Source organism: Streptomyces smyrnaeus (assembly GCF_017676345.1).
Classification (GTDB): Bacteria; Actinomycetota; Actinomycetes; order Streptomycetales; family Streptomycetaceae; genus Streptomyces; species Streptomyces smyrnaeus.
Genome location: NZ_JAFFZM010000015.1, coordinates 75,988 through 99,329, shown reverse-complemented (window position 1 = coordinate 99,329; position 23,342 = coordinate 75,988). Strand labels below are relative to the sequence as shown.

Below are 23,342 nucleotides of genomic sequence, written 5' to 3'. Positions count from 1 at the left end.
CGCTGGATCGTCGGCGTCCGGACCGGTGCGTCGGCACGGGTGGGGTGGATACCGTCCGGCTATGTCCCCCGTTCGGAGGACCGCGCAGCCCGTCCCCTCCCGCCGTGAGGTCGCCCGTGTCCCTCTCCGGCACACCCTCAACACACTCAGCACGCTCAGGACAGTCGGCACGACGCACATCAGCACGACGTACACCAGTCCGACTCGCGTTCCGGCGCTCCTCCCACCCCGGCCGTCGGCACCGGCCGCTGCGTCGCCCCGGCTGGCCACGGCGGGTGTCCTCCCAGGTGCTGCTCATGCAACTGGCAGTCGTCACCGGGGTGACCGCCGTGGCGACCGGGCTGTTCCTGGCGCCCTTCAGCAACCAGCTCGACGACCAGGCCTCCCGGCGCGCGCTCGCCATCGCACAGGCGACGGCGGCCGAGCCCGGCCTGGACGACCTGCTGACCGACGGCGCCGGGCCCTCGCGCGACGGCCCCGTCCAGCGCCTCGCCGAACGCATCCGGCACGCCACCGGCGCCAGCTACATCGTGGTGCTGGACACCCGCGGCATCCGCTGGTCGCACGCGGAGCCCCGCCGCATCGGCCACCGGGTCTCCACCGACCCGGGCCCCGCGCTGGCCGGCCGGGAGGTGCACCACATCGACGAGGGGACCCTGGGCAGATCGGCCCGGGGCAAGGTTCCGCTGCGCGACGAGCGGGGAAAGGTCGTCGGCGCCGTCTCGGTCGGCATCGCCTACGACAGCGTGCGCGACCGCTTCACCCGGGCCGTACCGGGTCTGCTGGCGTACGCCGGCGGCGCGCTCGGGGTGGGCGCACTCGCCGCGCTGCTCATCTTCCGCAGACTGCAAAAGCGCACCCACGACCTCGCCTTCTCCGACATCACCGCGCTGCTGGCCGAACGGGAGGCGGTTTTGCACGGTATCCGGGAGGGCGTCGTCGCGCTCGACTCCTCCGGGCGGATCCGGCTGGTCAACGACGAGGCGCAGCGGCTGCTGGATCTGGACGGGCAGCACATCGGGCTGTCCCCGCAGGAGGCGCTGGGTCCCGGGCGAACGGCCAGGGTGCTGGCGGGCGAGGTGCCGGGCTCCGATCTGCTGACGGTCAGCGGCGGGCGGGTACTGGTCGCCAACCGGATGCCGACCGAGGACGGCGGGGCCGTCGCGACCCTCCGCGACAGGACCGAGCTGGAGCTCCTCGGCCGGGAACTGGACGGCTCACAAGGGCTGATCGACGCCCTGCGCGCCCAGGACCACGAACACGCCAACCGTATGCACATCCTCCTCGGACTGCTGCAGCTGGACATGGTCGAGGACGCGGTGGACTATCTGAGCGAGGCCATCGGAGTGCACAGAGCGACGGCGGAGGAGATCTCCGACCACATACACGACCCGATGCTCGCCGCGCTGCTGGTCGGCAAGGCCACCGTGGCGGCGGAGCGCTCGGTCGCGTTGCGCATCGCACCGGGCACGCTGCTGCCCGACCGTCTGGTGGACCCTCCGGAGCTGGCCACGGTGTTGGGCAATCTGGTCGACAACGCCCTGGACGCGGCGGCCGGTTCGCCCGGTGGCCGGGTAACGGTCGCGCTCGTCCCCGACGCGGACGGCCGGCAGACCGGGCTCACCCTTCGGGTGGGCGACAGCGGCCCCGGCGTCCCGCCCGAGCACCGGGAAGCCGTCTTCACGGAGGGCTGGTCCACCAAGGAGCCGCCGGCGCACGGCCGCCGCGGGCTCGGCCTGGCGCTCGTACGACGACTCGCGGAGCGCCACGGCGGCAGCGCCCAGGTGAGCGAGGGACCGGACGGCGGCGCCGAGTTCACCGTCGTTCTGCCCGAAGCCCTCCACCCGAAGAGCGCCCCGGCACGGCACACCCCGCCCGGGGTCGGGGTCATACCGCGCCCGCGCCCGTGAGGGAGCGCACCTCCGTCTCGGCGTGCCGTGCCGGATCGGCGCTCCGTTGGGAAAGGAGCGTGCCCAGCCAGCCCGCGAGGAATCCCAGCGGGATGGAGACGAGCCCGGGGTTCTCCAGCGGGAAGTACGCGAAGTCCCGGCCGGGGAACAGCGACTGCGGGCCGCCCGAGACGACCGGTGAGAACACCACCAGTACGACGGCGGGCAGCAGTCCGCCGTAGACGGAGCAGACGGCGCCGCACGTGGTGAACCGCCGCCAGAAGAGGGCGTACAGCAGTACGGGGAGGTTGGCCGATGCGGCTACGGCGAAGGCGAGGCCCAACAGGAACCCCACGTTCAGCTCCCGCGCCGACAGGCTCAGTCCGACGGCGACAGCGCCGATGACCACGGCAGCCATACGGGCAACGGCCACCTCTCCCTTTCGGCCGCCCCTCCGGCCGCCCTGCGACCAGCTCCGTTGCGACCGGCCCTCTCGCGACCAACCGTCCTGCGGCCAGCCGTTCTGCGACCAGCCGCCGGGCCGGTCCCGTCGGGGCGTCAACGACGCGTACAGATCATGGGTCATGGCTGCCGATGCGGCGAGGGTGACGCCCGCGACGGCGGCCAGGACGGAAGCGAAGGCCACAGCGGCCACCAGTGCGACAACTGCCGCTCCCCCGGTGGCGTGCGTCCCACCGCTCAACTCGACCGACAGCAGCGGAACGGCCGTGTTCCCGGCCGCGTTCGACCGGCGCACGGCATCGGTGCCCACGAGCGCTGCCGCTCCGGCGCCGATGACGATGGTCATCAAGGAGAAGCTCCCGATGAGCCCGATCGCCCACACCGCGGAGCGACGGGCGGCACGCGCCGTCGGTACGGTGCAAAAGCGCGCCAGCACGTGCGGCAGTCCGGCCGTACCGAGCACCAGGGCCAGGCCGAGGCTGAGGAAGTCGAGCCGGGAGACCCGGTCGGCGCCGCCGTAGCGCAGGCCCGGTGCGAGAAAGTCCTTGCCGTGGCCGCTGTTTTCGGCGGCGCTGGTGAGCAGAGCCGCAAGGTCGCCGCCGAACCGCAGCAGCACCAGCACGCTGAGCGTCAGCGCACCGCCCATCAGCAGCACCGCTTTGGCGATCTGGATCCAGGTGGCCGCCCGCATGCCGCCGCAGACGACGTGGAAGACCATCAGCGCGCCCACCCCGAGCACCGTCCAGGCGTACGCCGCTCCCCCGTAGCCGCCCAGCACGAGCGCCACCAGGCTGCCCGCACCGACCAGCTGCGCCACCAGATACAGCACCGAGACCGTCACGGACGAGCATCCCAGCGCGATCCGGACGGGCCGCTCACGTACCCGTACGGCGACGACGTCGGCGAGGGTGTAGCGCCCGCAGTTGCGTACCGGTTCGGCGATGAGGAGCAGGACGAGGAACCACGCCACCAGGAAGCCGACGGAGTAGAGCATCCCGTCGTAGCCGTAGAGCGCGACCAGTCCGGCGATGCCGAGAAAGGCGGCGGCCGACATGTGGTCACCGGCGATGGCGAAACCATTCTCCAGCGGGGTGAAGAGCCTGCCACCCGCGTAGAACTCCTGCGAGGAGGCGTGCCGTCTGCTGCCCACCCAACTGGTGACGGCCAGCGTGGCGACCACGACAGCGCTCAACAGCAGCAGCGTCAGCACCTGATGACCACCGCTCACCGCGCGCCCTCCCCGGGCGCGGCGGACGCCGCCGCACGGGTCATCTCCTGGGTCTCCCAGCGTAGTTCGAGCGCCGAGTGGTCCCTGCGCAACCGGGCGTGGCGCGCGTACAGCCAGGTCAGCAGGAACGTGGCGGCGAACTGCACGAGAAAGGCGGCCATTCCGACGTTCAACACGCCGATCACGGGTCTCGCCATCAGCCCGGGAGCGCTGACAGCGAGCACCAGATAGCCGAGGTAGCACAGCAGGAACGCCGCGCCCACGGGCAGCGCGAAGCGCCGGTAGCGGCGGCGGACCTGCTGGAAGGCGGCGCTGTGCTGAACGGCCTGATACACCTCGTGCGCGGCGGGCCGCCGCACCGGCCGCTGCTGCCGGGGAGAGGCTGTGACTCGGGCGGCGGGCAGATGGGACGGGGCGGTGGCACGGGCGCAGCCGAGTTCGGCTCCGCCCGTCGCCACGGCGTCGTACCAGGGATCTTCGATGCGCATGCCCCAGGATGGGCGCAGGCTCCGGATCACATTCAGCGCATTCCGGCCCCTTCACCCCTTCAGGTGAAGGCTGTTCAAGAGGCGAAAGAGCCGGCTGTCCCTACTCGGACGCCGATCTCAGACGTCGACCTGACACATCGGCCCCACACGTCGGCTCGGACGCCGACTCGGACGCCGGTCTCAGACGTCGATGCGGGAGCGGTCCAACGTGGCGGCGGAGGAGCTGATGAACTCCCTGCGCGGAGCCACCTCGCTGCCCATCAGCAGGTCGAACGCCTGCTCGGCCGCCTCCAGGTCGCTGATGTTGATGCGGCGCAGGGTGCGGTGGCGCGGGTCCATGGTGGTCTCGGCCAGCTGGTCGGCGTCCATCTCACCCAGCCCCTTGTAGCGCTGGATGGAGTCCTTGTAGCGGATCTTCTTGCTCTCCAGCTCCAGCAGGGTCTGGCGCAGCTCGTTGTCCGAATAGGTGTACAGGTACTTGTCCTGGCCCTTCTTCGGGTTGATCAGCTCGATCCGGTGCAGCGGCGGCACCGCGGAGAACACCCGCCCCTCCTCCACCATCGGCCGCATGTAGCGCTGGAAGAGCGTCAGCAGCAGACAGCGGATGTGCGCGCCGTCGACGTCCGCGTCGGCGAGGAAGATGACCTTGCCGTAGCGCGCCTGGTCGATGTCGAAGGTCCGCCCGGACCCGGCTCCTATGACCTGGATGATCGCACCGCACTCGGCGTTCTTGAGCATGTCCGAGACGGACGACTTCTGAACGTTGAGGATCTTGCCGCGGATCGGCAGCAGCGCCTGGAACTCGGAGTTCCGCGCCACCTTGGCGGTGCCGAGCGCGGAGTCACCCTCCACGATGAACAGTTCGGTGCGGTCGATGTCGTCGGCGCGGCAGTCGGCCAGCTTGGCGGGCAGCGCCGAGGACTCCAGTGCCGTCTTCCGGCGCTGCGCCTCCTTGTGCTGCCGCGCGGCGATCCGGGTACGGGCCGCGGCGGCGACCTTCTCCAGCACGGCGCGGGCCTGCGCCTTGGCGTCCCGCTTGGAGGAGGTCAAGAACGCCTTCAGTTCCTTGGCCACCACCTGCGAGACGATCCGGGAGGCGGCCGAGGTGCCCAGCACCTCCTTGGTCTGCCCCTCGAACTGCGGCTCGGCCAGCCGGACCGTCACCACGGCGGTCAGCCCTTCGAGGGCGTCGTCCTTGACGACGTCGTCGTCGGCGACCTTCAGCAGCCGGTGCGTACGCAGCGCCTCGTTGACCGTCTTGGTCACCGACCGCTCGAAGCCCGCCACATGGGTGCCCCCCTTGGGGGTGGCGATGATGTTCACGAACGACTTGAGCGTCGAGTCGTAGCCGGTGCCCCAGCGCAGCGCGATGTCCACCCCCAGCTCGCGCTGCACCTCGGTGGGGATCATGTGACCACGGTCGTCCAGGACCGGCACCGTCTCCTTGAAGGTGCCCTGCCCCTGCAGCCGCAGCACGTCACAGACCGCCTTGTCAGGGGCGAGGTACTCGCAGAACTCGCTGATGCCGCCGTCGTAGTGGAACGTCTCCTCGACGACGCCCTCGTCCTCCGGCCCCCGCTCGTCGCGTACGACGATCGTCAGTCCGGGCACCAGGAACGCTGTCTGACGGGCACGCGCGTGCAGCGTCTCCAGGGAGAGCTTGGCGTCCTTGAGGAAGATCTGCCGGTCCGCCCAGTAGCGCACCCGGGTACCCGTACGGGTCTTCGGGATCTTCTTCCCCTTCAGCAGCCCGCTGGAGGGGTCGAACGGCGCGTCGGGGCCGGACTCGGTGAAGATGCCGGGCACCCCGCGGCGGAAGCTGATGCTGTGGGTCCTGCCGTGGAGGTCGACCTCGACGTCCAGCCGGGAGGAGAGGGCGTTGACGACCGAGGCGCCCACACCGTGCAGACCACCGGAGGCCGCGTAGGCACCGCCACCGAACTTGCCGCCGGCGTGCAGCTTCGTCATCACGACCTCGACACCGGAGAGCCCCGTCTTGGGCTCCACGTCGACGGGAATGCCACGGCCGTTGTCACTGACCTCGACCGAGCCGTCCTCGTGCAGGATGACCTCGATCCGGTCGCAGTACCCGCCGAGCGCCTCGTCAACCGAGTTGTCGATAATTTCCCAGAGGCAGTGCAGCAGGCCACGACTGTCGGTCGAGCCGATGTACATGCCCGGCCGCTTGCGGACCGCCTCCAGCCCTTCCAGGACAAGCAGATGCCGCGCGGTGTAATTGGAACCGCCCTCGCGGTCTGCCCCGGTCAGCAGTGCGGTGGACGGCACGGACATGTCGGCGGTCACGCGGTTCGCTCCTCGCTGAATTCTGCTTGAGACGGCTGGGTTGCCGCGTCAGAGGGTACCGAGGCCCAGGACGGCACGTGATGTGCCACCCAGGAGACGGAAGTGTGCGACCCGGGAGACGGATCATGAGAACTGCCATGCTAGCCCACGTTCGATACTCTGTTCGATAAGAGGTCTGGTGTAGCGATGGTTGTCGCCCCCGGTGCCGCACACATCACGTTCCCATCCAGGCATGAACCATTTAGGCTCCGGGCACGTCCTCCACAACGGAGGGTTGGACAGCCCGAAGTCGGACGACAACACAACGGCACGACGAGACCTGCCAGCGCCACTGGCAGAGCCCGCGACCAAGCCACCACCCACCGTCACAGATTCAACCGACAGACCGAAAAATCGACGGACACCGACGGAAAGCTCCCAACCCCTGCAATACGGCCCATTCGCCGCCACCCGGCAACTATCCGGCCTCCCGGCCAAAAAAGTCCGGGAATGAAGGCCAGTGCGGGAACGTTTTCGGCCTGGTTGGATGTTGACCCTGGTACGACAGCTCGTCGAGCTAGAGAAGAGGCGACGTGACTACAGTTCTGACCCCCGCGACTCCGCTGACAGCAGCCGACCGCTGTGACCGGTGCAACGCACAGGCGTACCTGCGCGTTGTCCTTGTAAGCGGCGGAGAGCTGCTGTTCTGCGCCCACCACGGTCGCAAGTTCGAGCCGGAACTCAAGAAGATCGCCGCGGAGATACAGGACGAGACGGAGAAGCTCACCGCGACTCCCTCCACCGCAGGCGAAGACGACTGATGACCTGCTGACCCGACGCCTTCGCGTCCACGTCCGACGAGCTATCCCGGCACAGGCCGGAACCGGCGGGCGGTCCTCCCGATACCCGGGAGAACCGTCCGCCCTCGTCATTTCCGGACCGGCTCGCCGCCTGCTGCCTGCTGCCTGCTGCCTGCTGCCTGCTGCCTGCTGCCTGCCGGATCGTCGCGCTGAGCGGAGTTGGCCGGATTTCGCCCCGACCGATCGTCGTCCTGGCCGGAATGAGCCGGTTGCCGGACCGGTACGGGAACACCGGTACGGCCGGACCGGCACCGGAAGACCGGCAAGGACAGGAGGCGCGGGGCGACTCGCGCCCCACGCGCGCCGCACCCCGCCTGACTCCCAGCACCGCTCAGAGCGCGCTTGTGCGCCCCCTCACGTCCCTGCGGGCGCGGGAGCGCCGTTCCTGGGTCTGGATCACGGATTCGGCCGCGGAGAGCCGCGTATAGACGCCCGGGCGACCCGCCTGGCCGCACCCGATGCCCCAGGAGACGAGGCCCACGAGCTTGCCCTGGGCGACCAGTGGGCCGCCGCTGTCCCCCTGACAGGCGTCCTTGCCGCCCTCCTTGAGCCCTGCACACATCATGGTGACCGGGTCGTAGGTGCCGTCGGCGGAGCCCGGATAGGCCCGTCGGCAGTCCTCGTCCGGAAGCACTTTCACCCGGGCGGCGTGCAGTGTCGTCGCGTAGTCCCCGCGTCCCGTGGTGTCGCCCCAGCCGTAGACCGAGGCCTCGGTGCCGGCCCGGTACGCGGAGTCGCCCTTGTGGGCCATCGGAATGACGGCCTCCCGCGGCACGGAGGACGCCAGCCGCAGTACGGCGATGTCACCCTTGTTGGTCCTGGAGTCGTAGTCCGGGTTGACCTTCGACGACTTGACCGCGATCTCCTTGCCCGCCGTACTCGTCAGATCCCCGCGTCCCGTGATCACGCGCAGGTCGTCGACACGGGAGGGGTCGGCCCCCAGCACCTCCCTGCTGAGGCAGTGCGCCGCCGTGACCGCCGTTCGGGGGCCGACGAGGGCGCCGCCGCAGAACTGGCCCGAGCGTTGCGGGCCGAACCGGGCACGGCTGGAGAGGGCCACGACCCACGGGTGCGCGTCGGCGCTCACCGGGGCTCCGCCCACGACGACACGGCCAGGCCCCTTGTCGTGCGCTGCGGCCTGCTGCGGCGTCGCCGGAGCGAGCAGCGCCGCTATGAGCGCCGTCCCCAGGATGACGGGGCGACTTCCTGAGCGCCCCGGGGTGCGGCTGGCGCGTGTTCGCTTACAGCGCATCGATCGCATGAGACCGACCTCCTGACCGTACGGAACTGTCTGACTACCCAGGGTGTTCCGAGTTCACGCGGGTCGCATCCCGGGCCGCCCTCGGGACGAGCCGAGCTCGGCCCGCAGATGCAGCAGGGGAAGGCCGGCCACAACGTGGAGGCCGGTGAACCCCTCAACGGGGTCACCGGCCTCCACGTATGTGTGCGCGTGTCTGCGCTGCCGCCCTGTCAGTCCAGGTAGTCGCGCAGGACCTGGGAACGGGAGGGGTGGCGCAGCTTGGACATCGTCTTCGACTCGATCTGACGGATGCGCTCACGCGTCACGCCGTAGACCTTGCCGATCTCGTCGAGCGTCTTGGGCTGGCCGTCGGTCAGACCGAAGCGCATCGAGACGACGCCCGCCTCGCGCTCGCTGAGCGTGTCGAGCACGGAGTGCAGCTGCTCCTGCAGAAGCGTGAAGCTGACCGCGTCCGCCGGCACGACCGCCTCGGAGTCCTCGATCAGATCACCGAACTCGCTGTCGCCGTCCTCGCCCAGCGGAGTGTGCAGCGAGATCGGCTCCCGGCCGTACTTCTGGACCTCGACGACCTTCTCGGGCGTCATGTCCAGCTCCTTGGCCAGCTCCTCCGGGGTGGGCTCGCGGCCCAGGTCCTGGAGCATCTGGCGCTGCACACGGGCGAGCTTGTTGATGACCTCGACCATGTGCACCGGGATGCGGATGGTGCGTGCCTGGTCGGCCATGGCGCGGGTGATGGCCTGACGGATCCACCACGTCGCGTACGTCGAGAACTTGTAACCCTTCGTGTAGTCGAACTTCTCGACCGCACGGATCAGACCGAGGTTCCCCTCCTGGATCAGGTCCAGGAAGAGCATGCCGCGGCCCGTGTAGCGCTTGGCCAGCGAGACCACCAGACGGAGGTTGGCCTCCAGCAGGTGGTTCTTGGCGCGGCGCCCGTCCTCGGCGATGATCTCCAGCTCGCGCTGGAGCTTGGGGGCCAGCTTCTCCTCGGCCGCCAGCTTGTCCTCGGCGAAGAGACCGGCCTCGATCCGCTTGGCGAGCTCGACCTCCTGCTCCGCGTTGAGGAGCGGCACCTTGCCGATCTGCTTGAGGTAGTCCTTGACCGGGTCGGCCGTCGCCCCCGCGGCGGCCACCTGCTGGGCCGGCGCGTCGTCCTCGTCATCGTCGGAGATGACGAAGCCCTCGTTCTCGTTCTTGACCTCGGCCGCGGGGCCGTCCTCGGGGCCGGGCTTGCCCGAGGGCTTGGCGGCGATGTCCTCCACCAGTTCCTCGTCGCCCTCGAGGAGTTCGTCGACGACGGACTTCTTGGCTGCGGTCTTCTTGGGGGCGGCCGTCTTCTTCGCCGCCGTCTTCTTCGCCGCGGTCTTCTTGGCTGCGGCCTTCTTCGCGGGCTTCGGCGCGGCCTCCTCCCCGGCGGACTCCTGCCCCGGGGCGACACCCGCCGCGGAAGCGGCGGTGACAGCCGGGGCGACGGGAGCCGCGGTGGAGGGGGTGGCCTTCTTGGCCTGGGTGGTCTTGGCAGCGACCGTCTTGGTGGCGGTGCGCTTGGCCTGGGTCTTCGCTGCGACGCTCTTACGGGTGCGTTTGGGCGCCTCGGCTGCACTCACCATCAGCGTCACACCCTCCTCGTCGAGGATCTGGTTGAGGCTGCGCAGGACGTTCTTCCACTGGGTTGGCGGAATCTGGTCAGCCTCGAAGGCCCGACGTACGTCGTCGCCGGCGATCTGCCCCTCAGCCTTCCCCCGCTCGATGAGCGCCATCACGGACTCGGATTCGGCGATCTCCGCGGGGAGAGTACGGGATGTGCTGGCCGACACGAACAACCTCTCGGAACGATGGAAAACGGCGGACCGTCGGCGGGGATGATCCGACGGCGCGGGCGGAGCAGTGGAGAAATATGGGCTGGAACAAGAGCCCCGGATGGAGCGCCCGTATTCCCTCCTCCGCTGTCACCTCTTGAGTCATCGCATGGGAACGGGAAGCGTTACGCCCAATTCACGTGGCACGAGTCACACCGCATACCCGTACTTGCATCCTGATAACCGGATCAATCGGGCGCTCGTGTGGGTGAGAGCGGGTGCCCTGAGTGGGTGACAGCGGGCTCAGCCCCCACTGTCCCGCCCTCAGGGGCGAGGGGTCGACCCGGTCCCGGGCCCGGGACCCGGGGTCGGGCCGGGTGGGCGAGACGGGTCGGGGGTTGGACGGCATGGGGTCCGAGCGGGGAACGGGCCGGGGCGGGGCGAAGGGTCGGACCCAGGCCCGGGTAGGGCCCGGAGTCACGCTCGGGCTCGGTGCGGGCTCGGTGCGGGCCCGGTGTCGCGACACTCGGCTTGCGGTGCAGAAGGCCGGGCCGAGGCACGACGCAGGTGCGGGGCTCGACTCGGACTCGTACGTACGGCCGTGCCGCCGAGGACGAAGGCACGGCCGCAACACCGCGGAGCTCCGGAACACCGGGCCGACACCGCCAACACCCCACTGAGCCACTCCTCGGACCGGACCTGAACCGCCCGGGTGCCGAGTGCGCTCCCGTACCCGGGGTGTCCGGGGGTCGGAGACCGGGGGGCTCGGGGGCTCGGGGGCTCGGAGGTTCGGGGGTTCGGCGACCCGAGAGCCCAGGAATCAGGGACCGGGAGACCGGAGTGCCCCTGCGGGATACGGACACGTGCCGCAGCGGAACCCGACAGCCCGGCGGGCAGCCGAGCCCACGAGCGCGGACCGGGCTTCCGTCGACGGAACGAACCGAGCGCGCAGCCGCTCCCGGTGAGCCGGACACACAGCGCGCGGCTTCGGCTTCGGCCGGCCGGGCCCGGGCCGGCCGCACGACGGCGGCCCGGGACCACGCGACGCCGCGATCCGCCCGGCGGGCACCACCAAGGGAGTCGCCGAAAGGCCGACCGACCCGCCCTGGGCGCGCCCGCGCGGGTCAGTGCTCGCGGGGGGCGGGCACCACATGGTCCGCCCCGCCTGCGGAACCGGCACCACCCGGCTGACCCGGCTGACCCGCGCCCGCAGGCACCCCGTGCGTCCCCGGCTGTGCGGCCTGCGCGGGCTGCGCCGCCTGGGCGGACTGACCGGACGTGGCCGGAGCCGGCGCACCCTGTACGGGCTGCGCGGCGGCCACCGACTCGGCGTTCCCACCCAGCAACTGGCGCATGGCGGCCTCGGCGACGGCAGCCTCGCCCGCGACGAGCGCGTCCACCACCCGGCGGTGGTTGGCGACGCCGCCCTCCGTGGGGTGCTCGGAGCAGGCGGTCGGCCCGCCCGAGACCTGGAGCGCGGAGGAGACGATGCCGGAGAGGTGCTCCAGCATCCGGTTCCCCGCCGCCTGCAGGATCAGCCCGTGGAACTCGGCGTCGGCCCGCGAGAACGTGAGCGTGTCGCCCTGAGCATGGGCGTGGCCCATGATCTCCACCATGTCGCCGAGGCGCTGGTGCACGTCGTCGTGGCTCTGCCCGGCGGCGAGGCGGGCGGCGAGGGGCTCGATGGCCCAGCGCAGCTCGCACAGCTCGCGCCGCTGCCCCTCCCGCTGGGGGCCGAAGGCCCGCCATTCGATGATGTCGGGGTCGAGCAGGTTCCAGTCGCTGACGGGCCTGACCCGGGTGCCGACGTTGGGGCGCGCGCTCACGAGGCCCTTGGCCTCGAGGACGCGCAGGGACTCACGTACGACCGTACGCGAGACCTCGAAGCGCTGGCCGATCTCTTCGGGGACGAGCGGGCGGTCGGCGCCCAGGTCGCCCGAGACGATCATCTGGCCGAGCTGCTGGACGAGTTGGCCGTGCAGGCCCCTGCCTCGGCTACCGGACGCACGTCGGCCCACTCGATTCATCTCAGCCTCGGAACCCTCCCACGCCGAGGCGTTGGTTGTGGTGCGCGCCGTTCCCGTTGACTCGGCGTATGCGTAGCGGTCCAGCTCGCCCGGGCCTACGAGGCCGGTGTCGACGGGGCGAGCCGCGTTCATCATGGAGTGCGCAAGGGTAGTCACGACCACTTGTGTCGGCCGAGGTCAGGGCGGTCTTGAGGGCTTTGGTGAAAAGCACACGAAAGGGTGATCGCTGGCTTCCTTACAATTGACGCCTTATCGGAAAGAACGGACCACATCATTGGTGGTCAGAGCCATCTGCCGCCCTTGAGTGCCGTTTTGGCCCCGACGGCAGGTGAACACCTGGCGGATTTGCGGTGGTTCCGGCGCTCGGCAGCCCAAGCCTGCCCCTTTGTACGGCCGTCCACAACCGGCGGTCACCGCTGTCTCGGTCGACTCCGCAGGGACGTGAGGGCGTACGCACAGAACAGGACGGTGACCGACAACGCGAGGGCCCGGCCCACCGGTTGCGACACGATTCCCATCGCCACGGCCCCCGACTGCTCCGCCGCCGAGGGCCAGGGAAACAGCAGCACCGAGCGCAACCGCTCCGGCAACCCCTCGAACGACTGGCCACCGGAGCCGACCGCTGCACTACGCACGAGAGGCGCCACCAGCATGGGCACTGCCACAACAGCGGTCACCCCCAGCGCGGTCGACCGGAACACGCCCGCGGCCAGCAACCCCGCCCAAGCACATCCGACGCAGAGCGCGAGCAACGCCATCACCTGCACTCCCAGTGACGGCACCATGGTCCCGGGTTCCAGCCCGCCGGGGACGGAGAAGCTGGTCAGAGCGGCGAGGCCGAACGTGTGGTCGGGGAAGGAGTCGACCAGAGCGTCCGCGCCGTAGAACAGGGTCAACGCCGCCGCGTTGCACAGCGCGGTCGCCAGACACAGGGCCACAGCAGTGACCGCCGTCACCCCGAGCTTGGCCACCAGCATCCCGAGTCTGCGGGGCACGGGCACCTGCGCGGGCACCAGCGCCGGATACCGGAACTCCTGCCCGAACGCCATGGCCCCCAGCAGCCCCGCCACGACGGCCGCGGGCGGCACGAGAAACGGCGACCCGGGCGGCCACCCGATGAGCAGCTTGAGACCGGGCACGCTCCCCGTCGCAGCATCCTCCGCAGCGGCCCCCTCCGTCCCGGCCACCGTGAGGGAGATCCCCAGCGCCGAGACCAGCGCCAGGGCAATCAGCATCCACGGTGTCCGCACTCCGAACAGCCGCATCACTTCGTACCGCAGCGGCGCCACCGGTCCTGGCCGACGTACCACCGGGGACTCCGGAGGCAAGGGCCCCACCGCGCTCTTCGACCTTCCGCCGGCCGTCCCCGACCGGCCGGAAGGCGGGGACGAGGTGGAGGGGCCGGAGACAGCAGAGGAGGCGGAGGAAGCACAGAGGCCCGAGGGAGCAGAGGAAGAGGAGGCCGAGAGGTCGGCGGAGGCCGAGGAGGCGGGGCGGGAGGTGGCCCCCGTCTTGGCTCTCGGAGCCGCCTCAGCTGCCCGAGTCGGATCCCGGTCCGGGCTCCGTCCCGGCTCCGAAGCCGGGACGGTCTCGCCGGAGGCGGCCCCGCCGGGCGTGAGACTCGGTGATCGCTGCGACCGGCGCACAGGGTCACCGGTTGCGTCCGTCGCCCTGGTCTCCGGGTCCTCGTGCCCCGCCGGCACGAGTGCGCCTTCCGGGAACGTGCCGCCCTCGGGCGTCGACTCCTGCTCCTCCCCGGGCCGCCTCGCCGCGGCTGGGCGCGCTTCCGCTCCGCCCTGCCCTGCCTCGGAGCCCCTCTCACCACCCACATCGGAGGCAGCACCGACGCCGACGCCGGATCCGGCCTGCGACTCCGATTCTGCTGCGTCTGCGCCTTGACTACCTCGCGCCTGCGTCGGGCCGCCCGGCTTGTAGCTACCCGGCGCGGGTACGGAGGCGTGCCCGGAAGCGACTTCCCCCTCTCCCTCTCGTGTCGCAGCTTCCCCGCGTACCGCCTGGCCCACATCGTCCACATAACAGACCCCCACGCCTTCCCCCTTCGCTTGCTCCCCTGTGCTCCCGGTGGCCGCAGCAGCCGCCGAGGCCCCGGCCTCCCGACGGGCGGCTCGTCCGTCAGCCCGGTTCAGCGGGCCCGGCCGACAGCTGTCCCCTGCGTCCCCGATCTCGTCCGTCAGCTTGTGGACGAGGATCCCGTGCCGGTAGGCGGACTCCCCCACCGCGGCACAACTGGTCCCGTAGACCGAGACCCGGCTGCCTCCCTCGCACACCACCTCGACGGCTCCGCGTCCGGCGCTCGCCCGCTCCGCGCTCCGCGCCTCCTGTGAGAGCACGGCCGCGAACCGCTCCGCGTGCGGCGTTCTGACCGCGACCCGGGGACGGAGTCGGGTCCGCGAGAAGTCGGCCGCCGTTTGATCGGCCAGGAGCCGACCGCGGTCGATCGAGACGACCCGGTCCGCGATCCGGGCTGCCTCTCTCGGATCCCGCGAGGCGACGAGCACCAGTCCGCCCTGGTCTGCGAATCCGCGCAGCAGTCCGTGCAGCCACGTGGCTTCGCGCGGGGAGAGTCCCCGGGTCGGCTCGTCCAGCACCAGCGTGTGCGGATCGCCCAACAGCGCCGTCGCCATCCCGAGCCTGCGGTCCATTCCGAGCGAGAAGTCTCCGAGCCGCTGGTCCGCCAGCCCGCTGAGCCCGACCACCTCCAAGACCTCGTCCGCCCGCTCGACCGGCACTCCCGCCACCGCGGTCAGCATGCGCAGCTGGCCCCGAGCCGTGCGGGCCGGATGACCGGGGACGTCGCCGAGGAAGGCACCGATCTCCCGGGCGGGGTGCGGGATCCGCTGCACCGGGCGGCCACGGAAGAGCGCCACACCTCGCCCTGGAACGAGTTGCAGCATCAGCCGCAACGCCTCGCTCTTACCCGAACCAGCCGACCCCAGCAGCACAGTGACCTTGCCGGGGCGCGCCTCGAAAGTGAGGTCGTCGACACGCGGCAGGCGCTTGCGCCGGACCGTGCTGGTGAGTCCGATGGCCTGAATCATCGCTTCTCCCGCAGAACGCGTGGCGGACGCACCTCTGCAAGATAACGCGACATTTACGACTTTCCGGGTAGCCGCTCGACCCTCGGCCCTGCGGAAACACGGCCCCGACCGCCCTTCCGGCCTCAGACCTCCGGTCGCAGCATGGGCGGGTTGAGCAACGTGGCTCCTCCGGCACGGAACAGCTGGGCCGGCCGACCGCCCTGACGGGTCGTCGTGCCCCCGGTCGGCACCAGGAATCCCGGCGTCCCCGTCACCTTGCGGTGGAAGTTCCGCGGATCGAGAGCCACACCCCACACGGCTTCGTAGACCCGCCGCAGCTCTCCCACTGTGAACTCCGGCGGACAGAAGGCGGTGGCGAGCGAGGAGTACTCGATCTTGGATCGCGCCCGTTCCACCCCGTCCCGCAGGATCTGGTCATGGTCGAAAGCGAGCGGCACTTGTTGCTCGACCTCCCACCCGGAACCGTCTCCCGCGCCGAGAAGCGTGTCCGTCGACGCCCACCGGGCACTGCGCGCGTCTCCGCCGGCAGTGGGCGCGGGCAGGTCCGGCGCGAGGACGAGATAGGCGACGCTGACCACCCGCATCCTGGGATCCCTCTGGGGTGCACCGTAGGTGGCGAGCTGCTCCAGGTGCGCACCCGCGTCCTGGTCTTCGAGGGCCTGTGAGCGCAGCCCGGTCTCCTCGGTGAGCTCGCGCGCCGCCGCCTCCTCCAAGTCCTCGTCGCCCCGCACGAAACCGCCAGGCAGCGCCCACCGGCCCTGATACGGAGGCTCCCCGCGGCGCACGACCAGGGCATACAGCGCGTCCTTGCGCACGGTGAGCACCACGAGGTCGACGGTGACGGCAAAGGGCGGGAAGGCCGACGGGTCATAGGGCATGGCGTGATCATAGTCGTCTCCTTGACGATAAACAGTCCGTTCCGTGGTAGCGCCCGCACCTCTTCCGTCCCCGACGGAAGCGAGCAAGGCAGTCGGTCAGCAGGCGGCGTCGCCCGTCGTCCCCTCCGGCTGATCGCCCTGGTCTCCCCCGCCCGCTGCCCGGTCCGGCTCCTGTTCGCTCCGAAGGCAGTGGCGCACCAGCTTGGGGTCGAGTCCTTCGTTGCAGGCCTGATGCAACAGCTGGGCGAACAGATAGTCGGGGTCGGTCCGCAGCGCGAGTCCCAGCGCTACCCGGGCGGTCGGCACATCCCCTCCCGACCAGGCGACCCAGCCGGCCAGGGTGAGGGGCGCCGCCGCGAATCGGAGGTAGGGCCCCGCGCAGCGCCGGGCCAGCGCCCGCCAGAGCCGGAGAGCCGGTGCCACGTCCGCCCCCTCCATCCACTCGGCCGCCTGATCACGGGTCTCCCGGTCCTGGAGGCCGAGGATCGCCGTGGCACATTCGTCATGGCTGAGCAGACCGTCGTCGTGCGCGTCCTGGCTCATCGTCGTTCCCGCCGACGGTGAGCACCGTTGGAAGCGTTCCATCAGCCGTCCGAGGAGGGCCAAGGTCTCGGCCCGCACCTGCGGCCGCCCCTCGTCGGGCACCATCCGGGGGGTGAGTTCGGCGCTGACGCGGTCCAGGGTCCGGATCTGTTCCTCCGCGAACGGCGGCCCGAGCGGGCTCAGTCGCCTCTCCATCTCGCGCAGTGAGCCGTGCATCGGCACCCCCGCGTATGCGGCTGCGACGGCCATGGCCGACGTGCCGGAGTCCGCCAGGGGGACGCCCTCGGGCGGACAGCAACGCGGATCGGGACAGCAGTAGGAGAAATACCTGCCCTCCGAGAGGCACAGCGCCTCGTAGACGGGAATCTCCAGCTCCCCGCAGGCGCGGCGCAGCTGTTGCACAAGAGGGCTCAGCCGCTCCATGACATCCCGCCCCGTGTGGCCTTCTTCGGGCTCCTGGCACAGAAAGATCAAGGCACCGTCGGGCCGGGCACCGCGCGCTCGCGAGCTGGATTCCAAACAATCGGCGATCTGCGGCGCGAAGGCCGCCCAGCCGCTCTCGGCGTCGGGAATGCCGATCCTGAGCCGCCCACCGAAGCGTCCCCGCTCGCCGTGGAGGGCGACGACGACGAGGGAGTCGTCCGGATAGAACCCGAGCAGGTAGGGCAGAGCCTCGGCGAGTTCGGCGGGATCCCGCAGGGAGACGCTTGCCTGCGGAGGCGGAGTCGGGTCCTGGGGGCAGGACGGAGTCGGTTCGTTGCCGCGGGATTCGCGGTCGTGCTGTGTCATGCCCCGACGGTGACGCAAAGCGCGAATTCGAGGTCGCCGGTTATCCACAGCCGAGGCGACTTGCATTTTTGTCAGACTAATTGTGGGTTTTCCACAGGCCGGGTCTTCGGATGTCGGTGGCATCAGGTTGCATGGACGCATGAGTGACACACACCTGCGACAAGAAGCCGATGCGGTGCTCGCCGACCTCGTGGGCGACCCCGGGGGTCCGACCCGGCTGCGTGAGGACCAGTGGCGGGCCATCGAGGCGCTGGTCGCAGAGCGGAGAAGGGCGCTGGTGGTCCAGCGCACCGGCTGGGGCAAGTCGGCGGTCTACTTCGTGGCGACCGCTCTCCTCCGCAAGCGCGGCTCGGGGCCGACGGTGATCGTCTCCCCGTTGCTGGCATTGATGCGTAACCAGGTGGAGGCCGCCGCACGTGCCGGTATCCACGCCCGCACGATCAATTCCGCCAATCCGGAGGAGTGGCGGACCATCGAGGCCGAGGTCACCGCCGGGCAGGTCGATGTTCTGCTGGTCAGCCCCGAGCGCCTCAACAATCCCGATTTCCGTGATCATGTGCTGCCCAGCCTCACCGCGTCCACGGGGCTGCTTGTGGTGGACGAGGCGCACTGCATCTCCGACTGGGGTCACGACTTCCGCCCCGACTACCGCAGGCTGCGCACCATGCTCGCCGAGCTGCCACTCGGCGTACCGGTGCTGGCGACAACCGCCACGGCCAACGCACGCGTCACAGCCGATGTCGCCGACCAGCTCGGTACCCCTGCGGACGGCACCGAGGACGAGGCCGGCTCGACCCCAGCCCTGGTGCTCCGCGGCTCCCTGGACAGGGAGAGCCTCAGCCTCAACGTCCTGCGGCTGCCCGATGCCGCGCACCGTCTCGCCTGGTTGGGAGAACACCTCAAATCCCTGCCGGGCTCGGGGATCATCTACACCCTCACCGTCGCGGCCGCCGAAGAGGTGGCGGCCTTCCTCCGCCAGTGCGGACACGAGGTGGCCTCCTACACGGGCAGGACGGAGAACGCCGACCGCGAAGCCGCCGAGGCCGACCTCCTCGCCAACCGTGTGAAGGCCCTGGTGGCGACCTCGGCCCTGGGCATGGGATTCGACAAGCCGGATCTCGGCTTCGTCGTCCACCTCGGCTCGCCCTCCTCCCCCATCGCCTACTACCAGCAGGTCGGCCGTGCTGGACGTGGAGTGGATCACGCCGAAGTACTGCTGCTGCCCGGCCAGGAGGACGAGGCGATCTGGCGGTACTTCGCCTCTTTGGCCTTCCCTCCCGAGGAGCAGGTGCGCCGCACCCTCGATGTGCTGGCGGCGGCGGGCGGCCCGATGTCACTGCCCGCCCTGGAGCCACGGGTGGAGCTGCGCCGTTCCCGGCTGGAGATGATGCTGAAGGTTCTCGATGTGGACGGAGCGGTGCAGCGCGTCAAGGGCGGCTGGGTCGCCACGGGCCAGCCGTGGCGCTACGAGGCCGACCGCTATGAATGGGTCGAGCGGCAGCGCCAGGCCGAGCAGCGTGCCATGCGCGAGTATGCCGAGACGACCGAGTGCCGGATGGAATATCTGCGGCGGGAGCTGGACGACGAGGCGGCGGCGCCCTGCGGTCGGTGCGACAACTGCGCCGGCAGACGGTTCAGCCCACAGGTCGACGAGTCCCTCGTCGTGGCGGCCCGCGGCGAGTTGCGCAGGCCGGGGGTACGCATCGAGCCGCGGAAGATGTGGCCGACCGGGATGCAGGCCGTGGGCCTGGACCTCAAGGGCCGCATCCCCGAGCAGCAGCAGGCCTCGCCCGGGCGGGCCCTCGGCCGGCTGTCCGACATCGGCTGGGGCAACCGGCTCCGTCCGCTGCTGTCCGAGCAGGGCGGGGACGGACCGATCCCGGACGACGTACTGCACGGTGCGGTGACGGTTCTCTCGGACTGGGCCAAGGGACCGGACGGCTGGGCCTCGGGGGCTTCGGACACCTCCGGGCGACCGTCGGGGGTCGTGGCGGTCGAGTCCCGCACCCGCCCGCAGCTGGTGCGCTCCTTCGCGGAACGCATCGCCGACATCGGTCGCCTCCCGCTGCTGGGAGTGGTGGCGTGCGTGGACGAGTTCGGGGTGATGAACGGAGCGCGCAGCAATGGTGCCCAGCGTCTGCGCGCCGTCCACGAGGCTCTGCAGCTGCCACCGGAGCTGGCGGGATCCCTCCCCGCACTGGAGGGCCCCATCCTGCTGGTGGACGACTACATCGACACAGGGTGGACCCTCGCGGTAGCCGCCCGGATGCTCCGCCAGGCCGGTGCGAAGGAGGTGTTGCCCTTGGTTCTCGCGACCCAGAACTGACCGGCCGGCCTCCGCGACACCTCCACTGCACGGGGAGCCACCTGGCCCGCCAACTGCCTGACGGGTCCGGGAGTTGCGGCTCAAGAACCCGTTCCGGCGGTGTGGCGGGAGCGGAATCAGAGCAGGGCGCGCACGCGCTCCGGGTCCCCGCAGACGATGAGCTGCTCGGTGGCCTTCTCCAGGGCCGCGGGCAGTGCGGCCGCCGCCTCGGGGTCGGTGCCACCGTTGACGGCGAGCAGCACGATGGGCCGCTGGGTGGTGCGCGCCGCCGTGGCGGCGTGAGCGCAGAACACGTCCTCGGCTTCGGTGAGTTGGCGCCAGTAGGAGTCCTCACCGAAGGAGAGTTCGTGCTCCGCCCAGGGGTGTTGGCCACCGGTCGTCAGCAGCAGGATCTCGCCGGGCGCCCGACCTTCGTCGAGGAGCTTGTCGACGGTCTCGTCGGCGACCTCCACCGCGGTCGTGTCGGTCGCAGCGACCAGGTGGATACGGGCCGTGGTGTCCGGGGAGGCAGGCTTGGCCGAGGCCGGTGGATTCCCCTGGCGGGGGCCACCGGGACGGCCGGGGGTGTTGGGGCCTTTGCTGTCGGTGCGCGGCGGTGCGGGGCGCGGCGCCTGACGAGGGCCGGGAACAGGGGCTGCGGCGCGGGATGCCTGCGGGGTTCGGGATGCTCCCGCTGAAGCGCGGGTGCCCGGGACGCTCTCGTAAATCTGTGGCTCCTCGGGAGTGAGAGGCATGAGGTGTTGTCTATCAAATGATGGAAACGGACGTGTCAGCGGGTTCGGGTTACGCGGATATTCCCGCGCTCGACTTCCCGTACTGGGCGACAGCGCCGTTGGACCGTGCCGGTTCATGTGCCGGTTCAGAAGAGGCCGATCTGTTCTGTGGGCTCGCTCCTGTAGCGCTTGAGATGCTTCCAGCGGGTCAAGGCGTCCATATAGGCCCATGACAGCCGGTGGTGCGGGGTGGGGCCGATCTTTTCCAAGGCGGCCTTGTGCACCGGGGAGGGATACCCGGCGTTGTCCTCGAATCCGAACTCGGCGTGGTCGGGAGCGAGTTCGGCCATCAGGGCGTCACGACGCACCTTGGCGATGACCGAGGCGGCGGCGACGGCGACGCACGACTGGTCGCCCTTGATGACGGTACGCACGTGCCACGGCGGCCCGAGGTAGTCGTGCTTGCCGTCGAGGATCACGGCGTCCGGTCGCTGGGGCAGGCCGTCGAGGGCGCGGCCTGCAGCGAGGCGGAGGGCGGCGGTCATGCCGTGTTCGTCGATCTCCTCCGGCGTGGAGTGACCGAGAGAGTAGGCGGTGACCCAACTGGTCAGTTCTTCGGCGAGCTCGCTACGGCGGGGCTCGGGGATGAGTTTGGAGTCGGTGAGACCGGCGGGGGGACGGCGCAGGCCTGTAATGGCGGCGCAGACCGTCACGGGTCCCGCCCAGGCTCCACGGCCGACCTCATCCACTCCGGCGACGATCTTGGCACCGGTGGTGGCGCGGAGCGAACGCTCGACGCGATGGGTTGGAGACTCGTACGGCATGGCAATAACTAGCGTATCCGCTGCTGGAGCGGCGAGTTCAGGGGAGTCCACCAAAGACGACCGATGGCGGCGAAAGAGTCTGGATAAGAGCTCGGTGATCGCAGAAGGAGGTGAATTGGTGACGGAGAGTCCGCGAAATGGGAAGCGGGTGCACGACTTCCGGTTCCTGTGAGCTCAGCCGACCGCATCGAGCAACCAGGTGGGAAATCCTTCGGTGCGTTCCCGCCATTCCTCGGGAGGAGCCGCTGCGGACCCGGCAGCCGCCACGATGCCGCCCACGATGGCGCAGGTGGTGTCCACGTCACCTCCGGCGCTCGCGGTGGTCCAGATCGCGGCACGGAAATCGCCCAGGTGGCGGGCCGCGGCCCAGAGAGTGAAGGGCACCGTGTCCTGGGTGCTGGTGCGCCGACCGCAACCGAGGACGGCCGCGACCGTGCCCACGTCGGCGTAGTCGAGCAGGTCGACGGCGCGGCGCAGCCCGGCCTGGACGGCACTGCGCGGGACGAGTTCCTGGACCCGGGCCAGCAGGCCCTCCGCGGTGAGCGGCCCGGCCGTTGCGCTCCCAGCTGCGGTTCCGCCCGGGCCTTCGGCCGGGTCCGAGCCGCCTGCTGAGTCCGAGCCGCCTGCTGGGTCGGAGCCGCCTGCCGGACCCCGGTTGTCGGCCGCGCCCGGACCGTCGGCCGCGACGAGCGCTGTGGCCGCGGCGACCGCGCGGGTGCCGGCGACGGCCTCGGGATGCCGGTGGGTGACCTCGGCGGAGCGTTCGGCCTCGTCGGCGGCGCGCTCGGGGTCGTCGGCGAACCATGCGCCGAGCGGGGCGACCCGCATGGCGCCGCCGTTGCCCCAGGAGCCCTGACCGTCGAAGAGACCGGCGGCCAATTCGCGCCAGTCGCCGCCCTCCTGGCGGATGAGGCGGAGCATGCGGTTCACCGCGGGGCCGTAGCCGCGGTCGAAGTCGTGGTGCGCGGCGAAGGAAGCGGCCAGCGCCTCCTGGTCGATATGGCCGTGCGCCGCGAGCACGGCCACCACGGATGCGGCCATCTCGGTGTCGTCGGTCCACTGCCAGTGGCCGGGCGGCAGTTCCCGGCTGCGCAGACAGGGGAGATTGGCGGGGACGAAGAACTGGGAGCCCAGGGCGTCGCCCACGGCCAGTCCGCGCAGGCTGGCCAGGGCGCGGGAGAGCCGCTCATCGCGGGCGGGATCGGAGGAGGGAGCACTCATGTCCCGACGATGTTAGCGGCGGCTCCGGTCGGAGCGGTCCCCATAGGGGCGAGGAGCCTGCCAGCGTTCGAAGGGCCGGTCCAGGCGGTAGCGGCCCTCCGGCCCCAGCAGGAGGGCGCGGCTCTCCCCGTTGCGCGGGTTGGAGAGGCACTCGAACTCCTCCACTGTCCAGTGGAACCAGCGCATGCAGAAGAGCCGCATGGTGAGGCCGTGTGTGACCAGCAGCACGTTCGGCGGGTTGTCGGGCGCCTCGAAGCTGCGCCAGAGGCTTTCGAGGAAGGCCCCGACCCGGTCGTAGACGTCGGCCCCGGACTCGCCCTGGGCGAAGCGGTAGAAGAAGTGGCCGTATGCGTCGCGGTACTTCTTCTGCTGCCGCACGTCCTCGCGGTCCTGCCAGTTGCCCCAGTCCTGTTCGCGGAGCCTGGGCTCCTCACGCACCCGCATCTGCTCCGGGCCGATGCCGAGCGCCGCGAGGGTTTCACGGGTGCGGCGGTAGGGCGACACATAGGCCGAGACGCGCTCCTCACCGAAGACCGCGCGGAGCCGCTTGCCTGCTTCCTCGGCCTGCCGCAAGCCGCGCTCGGTCAGTGGCAGAGCGTGATCAGGCACGCGTTCGTAGATGCTGTCGTCGGCGTTTCCCTCCGACTCTCCGTGACGGAGCAGGACGATACGACGAGGACGTGCCATGAGCT

General features: G+C 70.5%; 16 protein-coding genes. 3 read left to right on the top strand and 13 right to left on the bottom strand.

Annotated features, from left to right (window positions below; genetic code table 11):
* The first annotated feature begins 296 nt into the window (after positions 1-296).
* Entirely contained in the window at positions 297-1,910 is a 1,614-nt protein-coding gene (locus JW613_RS23610; protein ID WP_372447990.1) for a sensor histidine kinase, read from the top strand.
* On the opposite strand, the gene JW613_RS23605 is transcribed toward JW613_RS23610, so the two are convergent.
* From JW613_RS23605 to JW613_RS23595, 3 genes are all read right to left on the bottom strand, one after another.
* Positions 1,888-3,579, bottom strand: coding sequence for a solute symporter family protein (locus tag JW613_RS23605; protein WP_209212965.1), 1,692 nt, complete (start codon positions 3,577-3,579; stop codon positions 1,888-1,890). The genes JW613_RS23610 and JW613_RS23605 overlap by 23 nt on opposite strands.
* Positions 3,576-4,067 carry a DUF485 domain-containing protein gene (locus tag JW613_RS23600; RefSeq protein WP_209212964.1) on the bottom strand — a complete coding sequence of 164 codons (492 nt, stop codon included), beginning with the start codon at positions 4,065-4,067 and terminating at the stop codon, positions 3,576-3,578. Before JW613_RS23600 ends, JW613_RS23605 begins: the two co-directional genes overlap by 4 nt.
* Positions 4,068-4,247: 180 nt before the next feature.
* Positions 4,248-6,371 (bottom strand): DNA gyrase/topoisomerase IV subunit B, encoded by a 2,124-nt coding sequence (locus tag JW613_RS23595; protein ID WP_209212963.1) that lies wholly within the window; start codon positions 6,369-6,371, stop codon positions 4,248-4,250.
* Between the two features lie 572 nt (positions 6,372-6,943).
* Between JW613_RS23595 and JW613_RS23590 the strand changes: the two genes are divergently transcribed.
* Entirely contained in the window at positions 6,944-7,171 is a 228-nt protein-coding gene (locus JW613_RS23590; protein WP_099884811.1) for a DUF7455 domain-containing protein, read from the top strand.
* 370 nt (positions 7,172-7,541) lie between these two features.
* On the opposite strand, the gene JW613_RS23585 is transcribed toward JW613_RS23590, so the two are convergent.
* The 6 genes from JW613_RS23585 to JW613_RS23560 form a co-directional block, all read right to left on the bottom strand.
* A complete protein-coding gene (locus JW613_RS23585) occupies positions 7,542-8,462 on the bottom strand; it encodes a serine protease (RefSeq protein ID WP_372447989.1) in 921 nt (306 codons plus the stop codon).
* A gap of 218 nt (positions 8,463-8,680) precedes the next feature.
* Positions 8,681-10,288, bottom strand: coding sequence for an RNA polymerase sigma factor (locus tag JW613_RS23580; RefSeq protein WP_209212961.1), 1,608 nt, complete (start codon positions 10,286-10,288; stop codon positions 8,681-8,683).
* A 1,106-nt stretch (positions 10,289-11,394) separates the two neighbouring features.
* The gene (locus JW613_RS23575) at positions 11,395-12,432 is read right to left on the bottom strand and encodes a FadR/GntR family transcriptional regulator (protein WP_245226195.1); all 1,038 of its coding nucleotides are present in this window, start codon (positions 12,430-12,432) and stop codon (positions 11,395-11,397) included.
* A gap of 275 nt (positions 12,433-12,707) precedes the next feature.
* Positions 12,708-15,356 (bottom strand): ATP-binding cassette domain-containing protein, encoded by a 2,649-nt coding sequence (locus tag JW613_RS23570; RefSeq protein ID WP_209212960.1) that lies wholly within the window; start codon positions 15,354-15,356, stop codon positions 12,708-12,710.
* A gap of 122 nt (positions 15,357-15,478) precedes the next feature.
* The gene (locus JW613_RS23565) at positions 15,479-16,234 is read right to left on the bottom strand and encodes an NUDIX hydrolase (RefSeq protein WP_209212959.1); all 756 of its coding nucleotides are present in this window, start codon (positions 16,232-16,234) and stop codon (positions 15,479-15,481) included.
* Positions 16,235-16,330: 96 nt separating this feature from the next.
* A complete protein-coding gene (locus tag JW613_RS23560) occupies positions 16,331-17,566 on the bottom strand; it encodes a DUF4192 domain-containing protein (protein WP_209212958.1) in 1,236 nt (411 codons plus the stop codon).
* A 139-nt stretch (positions 17,567-17,705) separates the two neighbouring features.
* On the opposite strand from JW613_RS23560, the gene JW613_RS23555 reads away from it, so the two are divergent.
* On the top strand, positions 17,706-19,892 hold the full coding sequence (locus tag JW613_RS23555) for a RecQ family ATP-dependent DNA helicase (RefSeq protein WP_209212957.1): 2,187 nt from the start codon (positions 17,706-17,708) through the stop codon (positions 19,890-19,892).
* Between the two features lie 116 nt (positions 19,893-20,008).
* Here JW613_RS23555 and JW613_RS23550 read toward each other — a convergent pair whose 3' ends face one another.
* The 4 genes from JW613_RS23550 to JW613_RS23535 form a co-directional block, all read right to left on the bottom strand.
* On the bottom strand, positions 20,009-20,626 hold the full coding sequence (locus JW613_RS23550) for a hypothetical protein (protein WP_209212956.1): 618 nt from the start codon (positions 20,624-20,626) through the stop codon (positions 20,009-20,011).
* 125 nt (positions 20,627-20,751) lie between these two features.
* Positions 20,752-21,429: a ribonuclease HII gene (gene rnhB, locus JW613_RS23545; RefSeq protein ID WP_209212955.1), complete on the bottom strand. Its 678-nt coding sequence runs from the start codon at positions 21,427-21,429 to the stop codon at positions 20,752-20,754.
* 174 nt (positions 21,430-21,603) lie between these two features.
* Positions 21,604-22,650, bottom strand: a complete 1,047-nt coding sequence (locus JW613_RS23540; RefSeq protein WP_209212954.1) for an ADP-ribosylglycohydrolase family protein — start codon at positions 22,648-22,650, stop codon at positions 21,604-21,606.
* Positions 22,651-22,662: 12 nt separating this feature from the next.
* Entirely contained in the window at positions 22,663-23,337 is a 675-nt protein-coding gene (locus JW613_RS23535) for a histidine phosphatase family protein (RefSeq protein WP_209212953.1), read from the bottom strand.
* Between the last annotated feature and the right edge of the window lie 5 nt (positions 23,338-23,342).